The sequence below is a fragment of the Ignavibacterium sp. genome (assembly GCF_025998815.1).
Lineage (GTDB): Bacteria > Bacteroidota > Ignavibacteria > Ignavibacteriales > Ignavibacteriaceae > Ignavibacterium.
In genome coordinates, this window is sequence record NZ_AP026678.1 from 2,402,911 (window position 1) to 2,419,861 (window position 16,951).

Annotated in this window: 13 protein-coding genes; 5 read left to right on the forward strand and 8 right to left on the reverse strand. The window is 34.9% G+C overall.

The features are described 5' to 3' along the window. Nucleotides 1-3: 3 nt before the first annotated feature. On the forward strand, nt 4-1,572 hold the full coding sequence (locus Q0X14_RS10335) for an MFS transporter (RefSeq protein ID WP_297837958.1): 1,569 nt from the start codon (nt 4-6) through the stop codon (nt 1,570-1,572). Nucleotides 1,573-1,618: 46 nt separating this feature from the next. Next, nucleotides 1,619-2,659, forward strand: a complete 1,041-nt coding sequence (locus Q0X14_RS10340; protein ID WP_297837960.1) for a serine protease — start codon at nt 1,619-1,621, stop codon at nt 2,657-2,659. 45 nt (nt 2,660-2,704) lie between these two features. Here Q0X14_RS10340 and mnmA read toward each other — a convergent pair whose 3' ends face one another. From mnmA to Q0X14_RS10375, 7 genes are all read right to left on the reverse strand, one after another. Then, nucleotides 2,705-3,754 carry a tRNA 2-thiouridine(34) synthase MnmA gene (gene mnmA, locus Q0X14_RS10345; RefSeq protein WP_297837962.1) on the reverse strand — a complete coding sequence of 350 codons (1,050 nt, stop codon included), beginning with the start codon at nt 3,752-3,754 and terminating at the stop codon, nt 2,705-2,707. A 53-nt stretch (nt 3,755-3,807) separates the two neighbouring features. Further along, nucleotides 3,808-4,308, reverse strand: coding sequence for a hypothetical protein (locus Q0X14_RS10350; RefSeq protein ID WP_297837965.1), 501 nt, complete (start codon nt 4,306-4,308; stop codon nt 3,808-3,810). A 104-nt stretch (nt 4,309-4,412) separates the two neighbouring features. Next, nucleotides 4,413-4,868: a DUF4920 domain-containing protein gene (locus Q0X14_RS10355; RefSeq protein WP_297837968.1), complete on the reverse strand. Its 456-nt coding sequence runs from the start codon at nt 4,866-4,868 to the stop codon at nt 4,413-4,415. Nucleotides 4,869-4,933: 65 nt separating this feature from the next. Continuing rightward, nucleotides 4,934-5,743: a hypothetical protein gene (locus tag Q0X14_RS10360; protein ID WP_297837971.1), complete on the reverse strand. Its 810-nt coding sequence runs from the start codon at nt 5,741-5,743 to the stop codon at nt 4,934-4,936. Between the two features lie 14 nt (nt 5,744-5,757). Continuing rightward, nucleotides 5,758-7,119: a PhoH family protein gene (locus Q0X14_RS10365; protein ID WP_297837974.1), complete on the reverse strand. Its 1,362-nt coding sequence runs from the start codon at nt 7,117-7,119 to the stop codon at nt 5,758-5,760. 182 nt (nt 7,120-7,301) lie between these two features. Further along, entirely contained in the window at nt 7,302-9,350 is a 2,049-nt protein-coding gene (locus Q0X14_RS10370; RefSeq protein ID WP_297837975.1) for a tetratricopeptide repeat-containing sensor histidine kinase, read from the reverse strand. A 193-nt stretch (nt 9,351-9,543) separates the two neighbouring features. After that, nucleotides 9,544-10,074: a YceI family protein gene (locus tag Q0X14_RS10375; protein ID WP_297837978.1), complete on the reverse strand. Its 531-nt coding sequence runs from the start codon at nt 10,072-10,074 to the stop codon at nt 9,544-9,546. Nucleotides 10,075-10,328: 254 nt separating this feature from the next. On the opposite strand from Q0X14_RS10375, the gene carA reads away from it, so the two are divergent. Next, nucleotides 10,329-11,405: a glutamine-hydrolyzing carbamoyl-phosphate synthase small subunit gene (carA, locus tag Q0X14_RS10380; protein ID WP_297837980.1), complete on the forward strand. Its 1,077-nt coding sequence runs from the start codon at nt 10,329-10,331 to the stop codon at nt 11,403-11,405. 80 nt (nt 11,406-11,485) lie between these two features. Next, nucleotides 11,486-14,695 carry a carbamoyl-phosphate synthase (glutamine-hydrolyzing) large subunit gene (carB, locus tag Q0X14_RS10385; protein WP_297837982.1) on the forward strand — a complete coding sequence of 1,070 codons (3,210 nt, stop codon included), beginning with the start codon at nt 11,486-11,488 and terminating at the stop codon, nt 14,693-14,695. A gap of 76 nt (nt 14,696-14,771) precedes the next feature. Here the strand turns inward: carB and Q0X14_RS10390 are convergent, their stop codons facing one another. Next, nucleotides 14,772-15,572: a M48 family metallopeptidase gene (locus Q0X14_RS10390; RefSeq protein WP_297837984.1), complete on the reverse strand. Its 801-nt coding sequence runs from the start codon at nt 15,570-15,572 to the stop codon at nt 14,772-14,774. A gap of 139 nt (nt 15,573-15,711) precedes the next feature. Between Q0X14_RS10390 and ychF the strand changes: the two genes are divergently transcribed. Further along, entirely contained in the window at nt 15,712-16,797 is a 1,086-nt protein-coding gene (gene ychF / locus Q0X14_RS10395; RefSeq protein WP_297837987.1) for a redox-regulated ATPase YchF, read from the forward strand. Nucleotides 16,798-16,951 lie beyond the last annotated feature (154 nt).

Consider the following 16,951-nt stretch of genomic DNA (forward strand, 5'->3'; position numbering starts at 1 on the left):
TTTATGAGTGATCTAATTATTGTCTTCATCGGTCTGGGGTTAATTCTCTATTTCTTTTTTGTTCTGGCAACTTCAAGAAATGCAATCTTTAAAGGTTATAATGGATTGATTTGGTTTTTGTTATCATTAGTAATTCCGCCGATTGCTTATGTGATTATACTTTCACTTCCGGTTAAAAAAGAAAAATCTAAAGAAGATTATAGTGCTTTTGATAACATCGTTCTTGAACTTACCCAACCGTTCATCGATTTAGCCCATACATCACGAGCATTACTCGGAGTAAATATCTCTTATGTTCTTGAAGGATTAACTTACTTCGGTGTGCTTGGTTTACTTGCGATTTATTTCAATGAGTTTATCGGACTAAATGATATTGATGCAGGAAGAATGGTTGGTGTGCTTACAGCTGGTATTACTCTCGCAATGTTATTTTTAGGTGCAACAGTTGATTGGATTGGATTAAGAAAATCATTGCTGATTGCTCTGTCACTTATGCTTCTGGGAAGAATATTTCTTACAATTGCTCCTTCAACTGGTCAGCCGGGCTTATGGGATTCTGCTCACACAATTGCAATGGTTGGAATATTATTTATAATTCTTGGCTATGGAATTTATCAACCGGCTTGCTATGCAGGCGTTAAACAATTAACAGATGAAAAAACTGCCGCAATGGGTTATGCAATGCTTTATGCATTAATGAACCTTGGAGGATTTCTTCCCGGGATTATTTCTCCGCCCGTAAGAAAAGCTTATGGTATAACCGGTGTTTATTGGGTTTATGTTGCTTTAACTGTTCTGGGAATTGCGGTCGTTTATTTTCTTATAACAAAGAAAGCAATGAGTGATGCAATTTCAAAAAAGGGAGAAGATTTTGTAAAAGCTCAGAAGGAAGAAAGCGATGAAATGGCAAGCATGTCAACTAAAGAAAAAATGATTTTCTATTTCAAAAATTTTCCTTTGCGCGATTTAAGATTTCTTTACTTCATTTTCATTTTGATTTTCGTACAAACACTCTTTGCTCACAACTGGCTTACAATCCCGCAATACACTAGTCGTGCATTTGAAGGATTCGTAAGCGATAACTTTGAATTTTTTGTAAATCTTAATCCGATTTTAATTTTCATTCTCACTCCGATGGTGGCAGCATTAACAGCAAAGAAAAATGCTTATGATATGATGATAATCGGAACATTTGTTATGGCATCACCAACATTTATTCTGGCACTTGGACCAAACATTAATACTTTGATTGCATATATTCTGATTATGACAATCGGTGAAGCAATGTGGCAACCACGATTTCTTCAATGGGTTGCTGAAATTGCCCCAAAGAATATGACAGGAATTTATATGGGAATTGGACAGTTTCCATGGTTTTTAACAAAAGTTATTACAAGTTTATACTCCGGTTGGTTTCTGATGAAATATTGTCCGGCAGATAAACCACCATCCGAAATGAACACTGAAATGATGTGGTTTATTTATGGACTAATTGCTATTGTTAGTCCCATTGGTTTGTTGCTTGCAAGAAAATGGATGCTGAAAGGATTTAAAGTTAAACATCAGGAATAAATTAAACTGTTCAGCTCGTTATAAAAATTATTTTGAAAGGTGAGTTATGAAAAACACCGAACGAGCTTTCATTGTTTCTATTATTTTAATGTCACTCTTGCATCTAAGTTGCTCAACAGTAACTTATGATTCAATCTATCCTGCTCTTAAGGATGGTCAGTATGATAGTGAGTTTCCATATCGTTCAACTTCAGATGAACTTGAAAAAATAAGTAATGCAATTCAGAGGATTATTTCATCTGCGTTTTACAGAGTTTATGTTTTTCCAAAGGATGCGAACATTACTTTGGAAGAATTGGGCAGACAGAAACTTGAAAAGCTTGCGGAGAGGGAAATTCTGATTGATAATTCCAGCTCAGGAACAGCATTAGTCGTATATTCTGAAAATGGAAATGTGGCATTAGTTACATGTTCTCACACAATAAATTTTCCGGATACATTAATCGCATACAAAGCTGACACAAAAGGCAATCCAACAAAATTTATCGAATCAATTTCTATCAAAGAAAGACAGGTTGTTTATGTTGCCGGATTTCCGGAAGGCAGCACTGTTGATATTCTTTTAGATGATCCAAAGACTGATATAGCAATTCTTGGTAGAAAATATGGCGTACAAAGCGGCGTTCGTTTTCCTACATTTAAATTCAGGATTGGTAAAGCTAAGGATCTATCGTGGGGAACTTTTGTTTATCTTCTTGGCTTTCCAATGAACAATAAAATGATTACCAAAGGAATAGTAAGCAGTCCTAACAAAGACGATATTGGTTCTTTCCTTGTTGATGCTGTAATCAATCCGGGATTCAGTGGTGGAATTGTTCTTGCAATCAGAGATGGTGTTCCGAATTTTGAATTAGTTGGAATAGTTCAATCCGTTCCCGAAGAAAAAGAAGAAATGCTTTATCCGGATATAACTGATAAAGCAGCAAAATACAATCCGGTGATTCCATACAAAGGAGATATATATGTGAAAAAACATTCTTCAATCAGATATGGAATAACCAGAATAATTCCTGTTGAAGCGCTTACAAAGTTAATTGAGGAGAATAAAACTTATCTTGTAAAAGAAGGATTTCCGATATTTCAATAAAAATAAGATTGGGCTTTTTATCGATTAGTTAGATTTAAATCAACTTTACTCAGCGATTATACTTCCACCCAAACAAACATCTTCCTTATAAAATACAGCAAATTGTCCCGGCGCTATTCCCTGATCTTCCTGATTGAGAATTACTTTTCCCTTATCATTTTCATATTCAAGAACACAGTTATAAAACTTTGCTCCGTGTCTGATTTTTACTTTCAGCTGTTCGCCACTTTGTGGTTTATCTGCAATCCAGTTAAACTTCGTAACAAAAAAATCTTTTCTTGCCCGGTTATGATAATCCTGCTTAGAAATATAAATAATGTTATTGCTCACATCTTTCTTAACAACATACCACGGACCTCCGCCCAGACCTAATCCAGAGCGTTGACCAATTGTGTAAAAATAATATCCTTTGTGTTTTCCCTTAATGCTTCCGGTTTCAAGCTCCACAATATCGCCAGGCAACTCACCAAGATGATGTTTAATAAATTCGTTAAAACTTATTCTTCCCAAAAAGCAAATGCCCTGACTATCTTTTCTTTCCATATTCGGAAGTTCATATTTTTTTGCAAGCTCTCTTATTTGCCTCTTTGTGAATTTTCCGATTGGAAACAAAGCTCTCGATAATTGTTCCTGAGTTAAGTAAGCAAGAAAATAAGTTTGATCTTTAATCGGGTCGGGGGAAGTTTTTAATAAATACTTATCTGATAATTTTTCAACGCGGGCATAATGACCGCTTGCTACTTTTTCAAAAGAGTTGTCAATCTTTTTATAGAACTCACCAAACTTAATCAGGCGATTGCAGAACATATCCGGATTTGGTGTTCTTCCTTCTTTAATTTCTGCTATTGTATATGAAACAACATTTTCCCAATACTCAGTTTGCAAAGGCAAAACTTCAAGAGGAACATTTGCTTGTTTGCAAACCGCTGTTGCAAAGTTTAAATCTTCTTCCCAGGGACAGTCGCCAAGAAATGAGAATTCATCCTGTAACCAGATTTTAAGATAAAATGCTGTTACATCGTGACCTTCTTCTTTGAGAAGTCTAAGCGCAACTGAACTATCAACTCCACCTGATAATAATACTGCTACTTTCATTTTAATATCAAATCATTTATCCAAAATTAACTAACTGGTTGTGTGCTTGCAGGTCATTTTTTTCTGAGTTTCGAACTGATTTTCTGAAGAGCATCAATTTTTTCATCATACAGTTTTTTATCAATCCTGCTAAGTATAAGAGCAATTAGCTTTGTTGAGTTTTTAATTCTATGAGAGAATGCAATACAAATTCCTGTTTCTGTGTCGCAGACTTTCATTATTCCGGAAAGTCTTCCTTCAAAAATTCCACCTTCAATTGATTTTATATTTTTATAATAAATAACTACTTCTTTTTTTCTGAACATAAAGTCTGTACAAATCATTTTCTCATCATCTGCTTCTATTAAAAACGGAAATGATTTATAAAGCATGAAATAAAACTTATTAGTGAAATAAATTACTAACAGAGTTATGACTATCGGAACTATCAGAATAGCATTGGAATCAACACTGATTACAAGTGGAATTAAATTCATAATCATCAGCAAGGTAATGAAAATGTTTCCATAGCTATAAAGGATTCTTATTAAAACCGGATAATCGAACTTTTCCATATATTTATTTTTTAATCATACAAAGATAACTATTTGATTTCTGATGTAATGAAAAAACAAAAGCCGCTCTAAGGCGGCTTAAATTCGGACTAAAATTATTAACTCTAATTTATCTCCGCCCCAAGTCCCTTTATCTGATAAATAGTTACTGGTCCGGTTACTGTTGAAGGATCAAACTCTTTTCCCGATTCTTCTGCCAGGTGTTTGTAATATTCAATCGCTTCTTCTTTTGTTAGTTCGATTTTATAAACCGTTCCTTCAACAACGGCTTTCTTTCCTTTTGCTGCCATAGGAAAAACAATATCACCGTCTCTTACTTTAATTTTAATTTTACCAACACCGTCATCACTCTTTAGCTCCATCCAGCAACCAGCAGCAGGACATACTTCAAGAACTTCTCCTTCAACAAGAACAGTTTTACCTAAAAATTCTTCCGGATTGGAAGTTATTTCAGAAATTTTTGTTTTCTCTGAAAGAGTAATTTCTTTACCGAGTTTTTCTGTCTGTGCAAAAGAAATTATAGAAATTAATATTACCAATGAAAAAATTTGTTTAATCATAGTTGCTCCTTGTGATTATTAAATTTGCTTGTGAAAAATATATATTGAAAAGCTTTCGGGCAATTTTAAAATGTTACAAGAATTTCATTTTTTGATTCAACTTTGAATCCCTCAACATTCTTAATAAGCTCTCTGAATTCATCGAGAGATTTAACCTTATTTCCGGATAATTCCTTGAAAAGTTCAGGTTTATAAAGTAAAGAATTCATATTCATTTCCATCAAAGTAACTTTATTATCCTGAACGAAGTCAGCATCTGTTTGTATAATTTTATCGGTGGGAATAATTCTAAGCAACATTTTCATATCAGTAAACATTTCTTTTGCTTTTTCAAACTCATCGTTAAAAGTCGAATCGTTAACTTCCTGATTTAATGTTTCATCTTCTGAATCCATTTTCATGCTCGGAAGAATTATTTTTAATTTTGTTTGTAATGAAGATTTATCCAGAACAAATTTTATTTGTTCGTTTTCCGTTGGCGTTGATTCATCTTCACCCAGCGACGGAACTGCATCATCAGAAATGAGACTTAAGTTAAGTTTTGTAATATCATTAAAAGCGTATACGACTTTAGCTCCTTCAAATCCGTTTGACTTTAGTTTCTCACTTGAAACATAACTTACACCTTCGCCGTATTTCGAAGCTTTTGAAATTAATTCTTCTTCTTTAATTAAATTGAATTCTTCTGTTTGTGTTGTATCAAAAGCCATTATGAATTGTTTCATCATATCGATTACTTCATCTTTAAATAGTACTGTCTCCTCAATCGTACCACTTCCGTCTTTATTAACATAAACATTTGTTTCGACCTGCAGACATCCGGACAGAAATATGGTGAACAAAATAAAAACTGCACCGTGAAAGATTGTTTTCATATAATTTTCCTTTCTTATAATAAATTACTAGCAAGTTCTGCCAATTCAGAGCGTTCACCTTTTTCCAGATTTATGTGAGCATAAAGTTTCTGCCCTTTGAACCGGTCAATTAAATATGAAAGTCCGTTTGATTGTCCATCAAGATAAGGATGATCAATCTGATAAATATCACCGGTGAAAACTACTTTTGCACCTTCACCGGCACGAGTGATTATTGTTTTAATTTCGTGCGGAGTTAAGTTCTGTGCTTCATCAACAATAAAAAATATTCTTTGCAAACTTCTTCCGCGAATGTATGATAAAGGTTCAATTACCAGCTTTTCATCTTTAATCATTGTATCAATTGCCTGATGCTGCTTGTCGTGTTCAGGAAATTGGTCCTGAATCACTTTCAGATTATCCCACAATGGTTGCATATAAGGAGCGAGTTTACTTTCAACATCTCCGGGAAGAAATCCAATATCTTTATTACTAAGTGGTACAATTGGACGCGCAATAAATATCTGACGATAGTACTTTTTGACTGCAAGCGCACTTGCAAGAGCGAGCAATGTTTTTCCAGTTCCTGCTTTACCAGTCATTGATACAAGTTGAATTGCCGGATTTACCAATGCATCCACTGCGAAAGTTTGTTCTGCATTGCGTGGAGTAATTCCATAAACAGAAATTTTATCTATCTTTCGCAAAACTTCTCTGTTCATATCGAGCTGCGCAAGAACAGAACGATTATGATTTTTAAGAATGTAATATTTGTTTGGAAGTGCTTCTCCGTTTAATTTTTTTAAAAATGGCTGCGCAGTAATTTCATAAGGAGGATGAAAAAGTTTTATCAGTAGTTCATCATCAAAATTTTCAATAATTCCTTTTCCCGAATATAGTTCTTCAATGCTCTTAACTCTGTCAGTTGTATAATCTTCAGCCGGAATTCCAAGTGCTTTTGCCTTCATTCTCAGGTTAACATCTTTACTAACAAGAATTACCTGCGACCTGTTTTTCAACTTTTCTTTCCAGTCCAAAGCAACACTTAATACACGATGATCCGGTGTGTCATCTCTGAATACATCTTTAATTTCAGGATGAAGTCCTTTTGAAATTGCTATTTTTAATTTGCCTCTTCCTTTTCCCAGCGAAACTCCGCCATTAAAAATTGCAGAGCCGGTAAGTGAGTCGAGTGTTCGGGCAAATTCTCTTGCGTTTAAATTGATAACCTGACTACCTCTTTTGAAGTGATCAAGTTCTTCAATTACTGTAAGTGGAATAACAACATCATTTTCCTGAAACATTTGAATTGATGTTGCATCGTGAAGAATTACATTTGTGTCGAGTACAAATGTTTTAGGGGATTTTTTAGTCTTAACTGTTTTTTCTGACTTCATAAATTAAGATGAAATTGATTAATGAGGTTGATGGATTTTTGAAATAATGCGGAATTGTTTTCGGTATGAATAAATATTTTCAAAATAAACTTAATTGTTTCTATTATTTCCTGTGCAAAAATCAGAAATGATTATGTGAATTTCAATAATCAAATACTGCACTAAAAAGATTTAACAAAATTTTAATTATCAAAAATATTAAGTATGAATTCGCTACCCAATTGTGGCTGACTATGAACTTCAATTTGCCAATTCATTTTATCAGATAATTCTTTAACCAGAACAAGTCCCAACCCTGTTCCTGATTCATTCATTGTTCCTTTGGTTGTTTTTTTATTATCAAAACCAAAAATGTTTTTTAATCTGTGTTCCGGAATTCCCACTCCATTATCTTTTACACTGAGTCTTATTTTGCCGTTTTCCAGTTTTGCGATAACTGAAACAGTGTCTCCTGAGTTAGAAAATTTTATTGCATTGTTTATCAGATTTCCAACAACTGTTTGAAAGATAAACGGATCAGTTTCAATTTTTTTATCCTCCGGGATTTCAATTCGAAGATTTACCCGCTTGCTCTTTGCCCAATGTTCATAAGGACTGACAGCAGAAAATATAAGTTCGGATAATTTTGATTTTGATCTGACCACTTCAATTTTATTACTTGATAATCTTGCCCAGGTAAGTAAGTTTTCAAGTAGAGCAATCAGATTTTTTGATGAGTTATTCATCTGGGAGAGAAGAGATTTCTTTTCCTGATCTGATATTCTATCGTAATCAGTTTCGAGTATATCTGATATGCTTACAAAACCTGCTATCGGATTTCTTAAATCGTGAGCAATTATTGAGAAGAATTTATCCTTTGTTGAATTAAGAATTTCCAGTTCTTTATTCTTCGCAGCTATTTCTTTTCTGCTTAGCTCAATCTCTTCATTTTTCATAATCAAATCTTTTTGCGCAGCTAAAATTTTTCTTCGGCTTCGTATCAAAAGCGCAATCAGTATTACAAGGAACAAACCAAGCACAGAAACTACAATTGCAATAAGCTTTTGTGTTTCAATAACTTTCTTCTGAAGTTCGTTTTCGTTTTTCAGAAGTTGTGCTTCTTTCTCCTTCTGTTTGACAGCATATTTTGTTTCTATCTCTAATATCTTCTCGTTTTGATTTATTGCCTGTAAGGTGTCAGAATATTGTTTATTTAACTTTAGAAATTCAAATGCTTGTTTATAATTATTCAGTTCGGCATAAACATCTTTCAGAACATTTGTAATATTACTCAGATCCTGTACTGAATTAATTTGATTTGCGATATCAAAAGCTTCCAGCAAATACTTCTCGGCTTCTTTAAGTCTTTTGGTCTTGAAATAAAATTTACCAAGCTCAGTAAGTGAATGAATAATATCAAGTTTATATTCCGACTTTCTTGATAATTCCAAAGCAGAATTAAAATTTTTCTCGGCTTCGGTCAGATTTCCTCTTTCAAAATTTAAACTTCCAAGATTGGTATATGACCAAATTTGACTGTTGATATCTCCGGACGCTTCTGCATCTAAGATTGCTCTGTTAAGAAATTCTTCCGCTTTCTTTAAATCTTTCCTGGTCAGATAAATTTCGGCAAGATAATTTTCAACCAGAGCTTTTGAACCTTTATCATCTGCATATTGCAGGGATTTATTGTAGTGTTCAATTGCTTTATCAAACTCGCCGCGATTATCAAAAACAATTCCGATATTGAATAATGTATTAAAGATTGTCGGTCGATCATTAATCTTATTTGCATAATCAAGTGATTTAAGAAAAATTTCAAGAGCTATATCAGACCTTCCACGCATTGAGTAGTTGATTGCTTCTGAATTGTATAATTTAATTAAGCTCAGTGTGTCTTTCAGTTCTTCATAAATAACTTTTGCCTGGCTGTAATAATTTTCTGATTCAGGAATATTTCCTAGATGCCACAGAGCAACTCCTTTGTTAAAGAGCGCATCGGCTTTTCTTCCCTTCAGATTTAGTTTATCAGAAAGGGAAATTGCTTCGTCAAGATATTTAATTGCCTGAGCCGGATTATCAGAACCAAGATAATAACCCAACTTTATAAGTAGAGAAATTTTTTCTTTTCCCTCAGATTTTTCTGCAAGATTTATTAATGAATCAATATTGGTCTGGGCAAACAGACTAAGGTTTAGAAGTAATAAATATATAATTAAAAAAATGAAAGGATTTTTACTCTTCGTGCCCATAGATAATAGATTTATTCACTTAATAATTAAGTATAAAAATTTTTCGGTGCTAAATATACAATCAAATCAACATTATTAATTAGTAATGAGAAATAAATTATTGAAAAGTATAAAATGAGATGTGAAATCTAAAAAGGAAGGTTGTTTCCAAAGCAATATTTATCTTCAGAAACAACCTTTAATTAAAGGACAATTAACCGTTAACTTTAGTCAGCTCACAAGAGATTTCAATTTTAACTTCGTCACCAACTACAATTCCACCGGCTTCGGTCAGAGCATTCCATTGTAAGCCATAATCAAATCTGTTGAGCTTGCCTGTCATTTCAAATCCGGCAACTTCTCCTCCACCAAATCCCTTAACAGTTCCGTTGTAGGTCACATTCAATTTAATTTCTTTGGTAACACCTCGAATGGTTAAATCACCTACAACTTCATATTCATTATCAGATTTTTTATTAATCGCTTTGGACTCAAAAACAATCTTTGGATGATTTTCTGCATCGAAAAAGTCTGCTGATTTAAGATGTGCATCTCTTTGTTCGTTTCTGGTATCGATGCTATTAACATCAGCCCAAAATGAAATCTTAGCATCTGAAAAATCTGATTTCTCGGATTCAACAGTTGCATCAAAAACTTTAAACTGTCCGGTTACAGTTGAAACAACAAGATGTTTTACTTTGAATTTTATTTCAGAATGTGCCGGATCAATTTTCCAGGTTGCCATATTTTTTTCTCCTTATAATTGTTAATAAAATACACTTAAATATATGTGTTATAACACATATCAAGCAAGGGAAGTTCCCGGACATAGAAAAAACCGAAAGTTTTGTTTATGGTTAGTGACGATTATATATTTGCTCACCAAAAACAGAAAGAGAATTGAGCATATTATTCGAACAAATAAGATTTTATTTTTTAAGAGTTGAACAAGCCACTCATTGAGTGGCTATTTTTTTATCTGAATGTACATATTGAATTATGAATAAAGAAAAAACAAAAGCCAAACTAATTCTTGAAGACGGAACAGAGTTTTCCGGTTACAGCTTTGGTTATGAAGGCAACACAAATGGCGAAGTTGTTTTTAATACCGGTATGGTTGGCTATCCGGAAACACTAACAGATCCATCTTATCGCGGACAAATTTTGGTTTGCACTTTCCCGCTTATTGGAAACTACGGTGTTCCGTCCAAAGAAAGTGAATTGGGATTACTCAAAAATTTTGAATCGGACAAAATTCAGGTTCGCGGTTTAGTTGTTTCAGATTATTCATTTGAGTATTCGCATTGGAGCGCTGAAAAAAGTCTTGCTGACTGGTTGAAGGAAGAAAAGATTCCCGCCCTTTATGGAATTGATACAAGAATGCTTACCAGAAAATTGCGCGATAAAGGAACGATGCTCGGTAAAATAGTATTTGATGAAAATTCTGCAATTGATTTTGAAGATCCGAATAAAACAGATTTGGTAGCTGAGGTTAGCGTAAAAGAGCCAATCGAGTATTCTGCAGGAAAGAAAAAAATTATATTGGTTGATTGCGGAACAAAAAACAATATTATCCGCGCTTTTCTTTTAAGAAACATCTCTGTAATCCGTGTACCTTATGATTTTGATTTTAATACAATAAAAGCTGATGGAATTATGTTATCAAATGGTCCCGGCGATCCTAAAATGAATGCTGCAACAATTGAACACACAAAGAAGGCAATGGAGAAGAACAAACCGATTCTTGGTATTTGTCTTGGTTCGCAAATACTGGCTCTTGCAGCAGGAGCAGATACTTATAAATTAAAATATGGTCATCGCGGACATAACCAACCTTGCAATGAACTTGGAACAAAAAGATGTTACATTACTTCGCAAAATCACGGCTATGCAGTTGATGCATCAACTTTAACTGAAGATTGGCGTGAGTGGTTTGTTAATGATAATGATGGAACGAATGAAGGAATAATTCATATATCAAAACCATTTTTTGCATCGCAGTTTCATCCGGAAGCATCTCCAGGACCTGATGATTGCGAATTCATTTTTGATATGTTTGTTCGTGCACTAAAGTAATTATTCTCTGCGGCTTTGCGTCTCTGCGTGAAATGTTTTTCTCGCAAAGACGCTAAGACGCCAAGCAACAAAAAACAACTATGATAAAAAAAGGAAAACCAAAAAAAGTTTTAATACTCGGAAGCGGTGCTTTGCAAATCGGGCAAGCAGGTGAGTTTGATTATTCCGGTTCGCAGGCAATTAAAGCTCTAAGAGAAGATGCCGTTGAGACTATTCTGATAAATCCTAATATCGCTACCATTCAAACTTCAGAAAACTTTGCCGATAAAGTTTATTTCATTCCGATAAAAGCAGACTTTGTTGAAAGAGTTATCGAAAAAGAAAAACCGGATGGAATACTTCTTCAGTTTGGCGGACAAACAGCTTTGAATGTCGGAGTTGAATTGTATGACAAAGGAATTCTCGCAAAACACAATGTGAAAGTTTTGGGAACACCGGTTGAGACAATTAAAGATACCGAAGACCGTTTACTCTTTGCCAAACGGGTTGAAGAAATTGGATTAAAGGTTGCAAAAAGCAGAACCGCAACAAACCTTGATGAAGCAATTGAGGCAGGTAAACAGGTTGGCTATCCACTGATGGTTCGCATTGCTTATGCACTTGGTGGTTTGGGCTCGGGAATCGTGAATAACGAAAATGAACTTTTCGAAAAAGCACGAAGAGCATTCTCATTTACAAATCAGATTTTGATTGAAGAATCTTTATATGGATGGAAAGAAGTTGAGTATGAAATTGTCCGCGATAAATACAACAACTGCATTACTGTTTGTTCGATGGAAAACATTGATCCGATGGGAATTCATACAGGAGACAGCGTTGTAATTGCACCGGTTCAAACCTTATCAGCAAGAGAAAACTTTAAACTTCGTTCTATCGGAATAAAATTAATTCGTCATCTCGGAATTATTGGTGAATGCAACATTCAATATGCACTTGATCCCAACTCAGAAGATTATCGCATCATAGAAGTTAATGCAAGATTGAGCAGAAGCTCTGCGCTTGCATCCAAAGCAACCGGTTATCCTCTTGCTTTCATCGCTACTAAACTTGCGCTTGGTTATGCACTTAATGAAGTTGTTAATGCAATCACTCAGGAAACTTCTGCAAACTTTGAGCCCGCGCTTGATTATGTAGCTTTAAAATTTCCAAGATGGGATTTACAAAAGTTTCAACAAGTCAGTACGCAACTTGGCTCCGAGATGAAATCAGTTGGCGAAGTAATGTCGCTTGGAAGAAGCTTTGAAGAAGTTCTTCAGAAAGCAATAAGAATGCTTGATGTTGGAATGAAAGGATTTGTTGGTAACGAATTACAGTTTGAGAATCTTGATAAAGAACTTAGCGAACCAACAGACAAAAGAATATTTGCAATTGCCGAAGCATTGAAGCGAGGATATTCTGTTGATCGTATTTACGAGCTTACAAAAATCACAAAATGGTTTTTGTATAAAATGAAAAACATTGTAGAGACTGAGCGGGTAATTAAAAACCTTCGAGGTTTCAAAAACCTCGAAGGTTTGAATGCAGATATAATGAGAGAAGCAAAGCAAAATGGTTTTTCGGATTTGCAAATTGCTCAGCTTGTGAACAGTGATGAAATGTCTGTTCGTAAGTTTCGTAAATCTCTTGGTGTTGTTCCCGTTATAAAACAAATAGATACAATGGCGGCTGAATTTCCTGCGCAAACAAATTATCTTTATCTGACTTATCATGGTGTTGAAGATGACATTAAATCCGGAGAGAAAGATCAGATAATTGTTTTGGGAAGCGGACCTTATCGCATCGGTTCTTCAGTTGAGTTTGATTGGTGTTGTGTTAATGCCGCAACTCAGGTTAACAAGAGCGGTTACAAATCAATTATGATAAACTGCAATCCGGAAACAGTTAGTACCGATTACGATATATGCGACAAACTTTACTTTGAGCAATTAACCCTCGAGCGTGTTCTGGATATTTGCGATAAAGAAAATCCTGCGGGAGTAATTGTATCAATGGGCGGACAAACTCCAAACAATCTTGCGATGAGACTTCATAAAGCTGGCATCAAAATTATCGGCACTTCTCCCAGGCAGATTGATAATGCTGAAAGCCGCCACAAATTTTCACAAATTCTCGATGATATTGAAGTTGATCAACCCGAATGGAGAGAGGTAACCACGCTTGAAGATGCAAAACAGTTTGCGCGAAATGTCGGATATCCGGTTTTGATTCGCCCAAGCTATGTTCTTAGTGGCGCTGCGATGAGTATCGTGTTAACAGAAGATGAGCTTGAATTGTATCTTAAAAAAGCAACAGAACTTAACACAGAACATCCTGTTGTGATTAGCAAGTTTATTACTGATGCAAGAGAAATTGAAGTTGATGCAGTTGCAACAGACGGGGAACTTTTCTGCTATGCAATTGCAGAGCATGTTGAAAATGCCGGAGTTCACTCCGGTGATGCAACGATTGTTTTACCTCCGCAGCGAACTTATCTTGAAACAATGCGCAGAGTAAAACTTATCACAAAAAAAATAGCCAAAGCTCTTGAGATAACAGGACCGTTTAACATTCAGTTCATTGCCAAAGATAATGAAGTAAAAGTAATCGAATGCAATCTGCGTGCATCGAGAAGTTTTCCATTTGTATCAAAGACTTTAAAAATTAATTTTATTGAAATAGCTACTCGCCTGATGCTCGGTGAAAAAGTTCCGCGTATTGATAAATCGTCTTTTGATCTTGATTATGTCGGAGTAAAAGCCTCTCAGTTTTCTTTTACCAGATTAAAAGGAAGCGATCCTGTAACAGGAGTTGAAATGTCATCAACAGGAGAAGTTGCTTGTCTTGGTGATGATTTCAACGAAGCATTCCTGAAATCAGTTTTAGCTACAGGATATAAAATTCCACAAAAAGCAGTTTTGCTCTCAACCGGAACTCCAAGAAATAAAGCCGAACTAATTGATGAATTACTTATTCTGAAAAAGATGGGATTAAAATTTTACGGAACCAAAGGCACAGCAGATTTTTATAAACATAACGGTGGAATCGATGTTGAAGTTTTATATCGTCCTTTTGATAATCAGGAACCTTCCATCCTTACTTATATGAGCGAAGGGAAAATTGATCTGGTTATTAATATTCCAAAAACTGCAGAAAAAGTTGAGCTGGACAGTGATTATATAATCCGGAGAAAAGCCGTTGATTTGAATATTCCTTTACTCACAAATGTTCAGATTGCGAAAAGGTTCATTAAAGCCCTCGAACAATACACACCACAGAAACTTCCTGTAAAAAGCTGGGAGGAGTATGTGTGAGTTTAGGTATAAGTTAAAGTTTTATTAATGCACAAATACAAAGCCCTCCGATTTCAGGAGGGCTTGCTTGTTTATTCTATTTCTTATAATATCTCAACGCTTCTGGTAAATGTTTTTTTATATCCGCGATTCTTGTTTCGTCCGATGGATGTGTGCTTAACCATTCGGGTAATGCTTGTCCGCCCTTTTGAGACATTCTTGTCCAGAAATCAATTGCTGCTTCGGGATTATATCCTGCCATTGCCATAAAAATTAATCCTAGTCTGTCTGCTTCGCTTTCGTGTGAACGGCTGAATGGCAGCATTACTCCTACAGTTGTTCCGACTCCGTAGGCAGTAAGAAATATATTTTTAGTTGCTTCCGGTTCATTTTGTAAAGCAACGGATAGCGCCATTCCACCCAACTCCTGCAATAAACCATAACTCATCCTTTCGGCACCGTGTTGAGCAATCGCGTGAGCGATTTCATGTCCCATTACAACAGCGAGGCCGGTTTCATCTTTAGTTAGAGGTAGAATTCCAGTATAAACAACAACTTTACCACCGGGCATACACCAGGCATTTACTTCTTCGCTTTCAATAAGATTAAATTCCCACTCATATCCTTTAAGCTGATCTGATAAATTGTTTTGCGCAAAATAAGTTTCAACTGCTTTCTGAATATTTGCACCAACTCTTTTAACCATCGCAACTGATTCTTTGTCTTCACTTAATTTATTGTTCTTAATAAATTCTCCATACTGCTGAAAACTGAGTGCATTGATTTGTGATGCTGGAACAAGACTAAGCTGACTTCGTCCGGTAATGGGAACGGTGCTACAATAATAAGTTAGCAGTGAAAGAAGAATAAGAGACAAATAGATTGTTAATTTTTTCATTTTCTTTCCTTATGATTTTTATTTACCTATTAAAAGATAAGAAATTCAGAAAATTATTTCTCTGCTTTAATCTCAGCCACAAATTCTGATTTTTGATTGAGGTATATTTGTATATATAAAAATGAATTAAGAGGATAAAATGCAAATTGGAATTGTAGGACTTCCCTACTCTGGTAAAACAACTTTATTTCAAACAATAACAAAAACACTTTTAGATCCAACAGAATTAACAAAGTCAGAAACTCATCAGGCGGTAATAAAAGTGCCTGATGAAAGATTAGATAAGCTTACAGAAATTTTTAATCCGAAGAAAAAAGTTAATGCAACAATAGAAGTTGTTGATGTGGTTGGATTGCAGAAGGGAGATTCGGGATCAACTCAATTTACAGGAAACTTTTTATCGAAAGTTAAAACAAATGATGCACTTGTGCAGGTAGTAAGATTATTCGACAATCCTGCTGTTCCGCATCCTGATGGTTCAATTAATATGATGCGTGATGTAAACGCATTCGAAACAGAATTTATTCTTTCAGATATGGCTTTGATTGAAAAGAGGATTGAAAGTATTAAGAAGCAGATACTGAAAACTCAGGATGAAAAACTAAAAAAAGAATTACCTGTACTTGAGAAGTGTCTTGAGCTTTTGCAGGAAGAAAAACCTTTGCGAGATCATCACTTTACAAAAGATGAGCTTCAGATGTTAAAAACCTATCAGCTACTTTCAATTAAACCAATGCTGATAGCTCTTAACTTTGATGAAACTCAGGTTAATGATACAGAGAAATATCTGAATGAAGTGATTAAGCATAAATCCGGACATAATACAAAAGTGCTTTTCTTCTTCGGAAAGATTGAAATGGAAATGGCGGATTTATCAGAAGAAGATGCAAAAGCATTTATGCAGGATTATGGAATTACGGAGTCAGCTCTTGATAAACTTATCCGCGAAGCTTATGACTTACTTGGCTTACAGTCCTTTTTTACCGTTGGTGAAGATGAATGTCGTGCCTGGACTATTAAAAAAGGTATGAACGCTCAGGAAGCTGCCGGAGAAATTCACACAGACTTTTTCAAAAAATTTATTCGTGCAGAAGTTGTTCACTACGACGACTTTATTGAATGCGGTGGTTCATTCGCAAAGGCAAAAGAACTTGGCAAATGGCGACTCGAAGGCAAAGAATACATCGTTAAAGACGGTGATATAATTTCCGTAAGGCATAGCTGAGTTTAATAAAAATTGTGGCGGAGAGAACTGCTCAATATTATTTGTCGTTTCAAATCCGATTTATCGGGGGAGAAATCTTAATTTTAATCGGTTTTCTCATTCGATTCACTTCTTTGAAAAAGCATTAAAGGATTATCCGGTAGTTGTTGGTAAT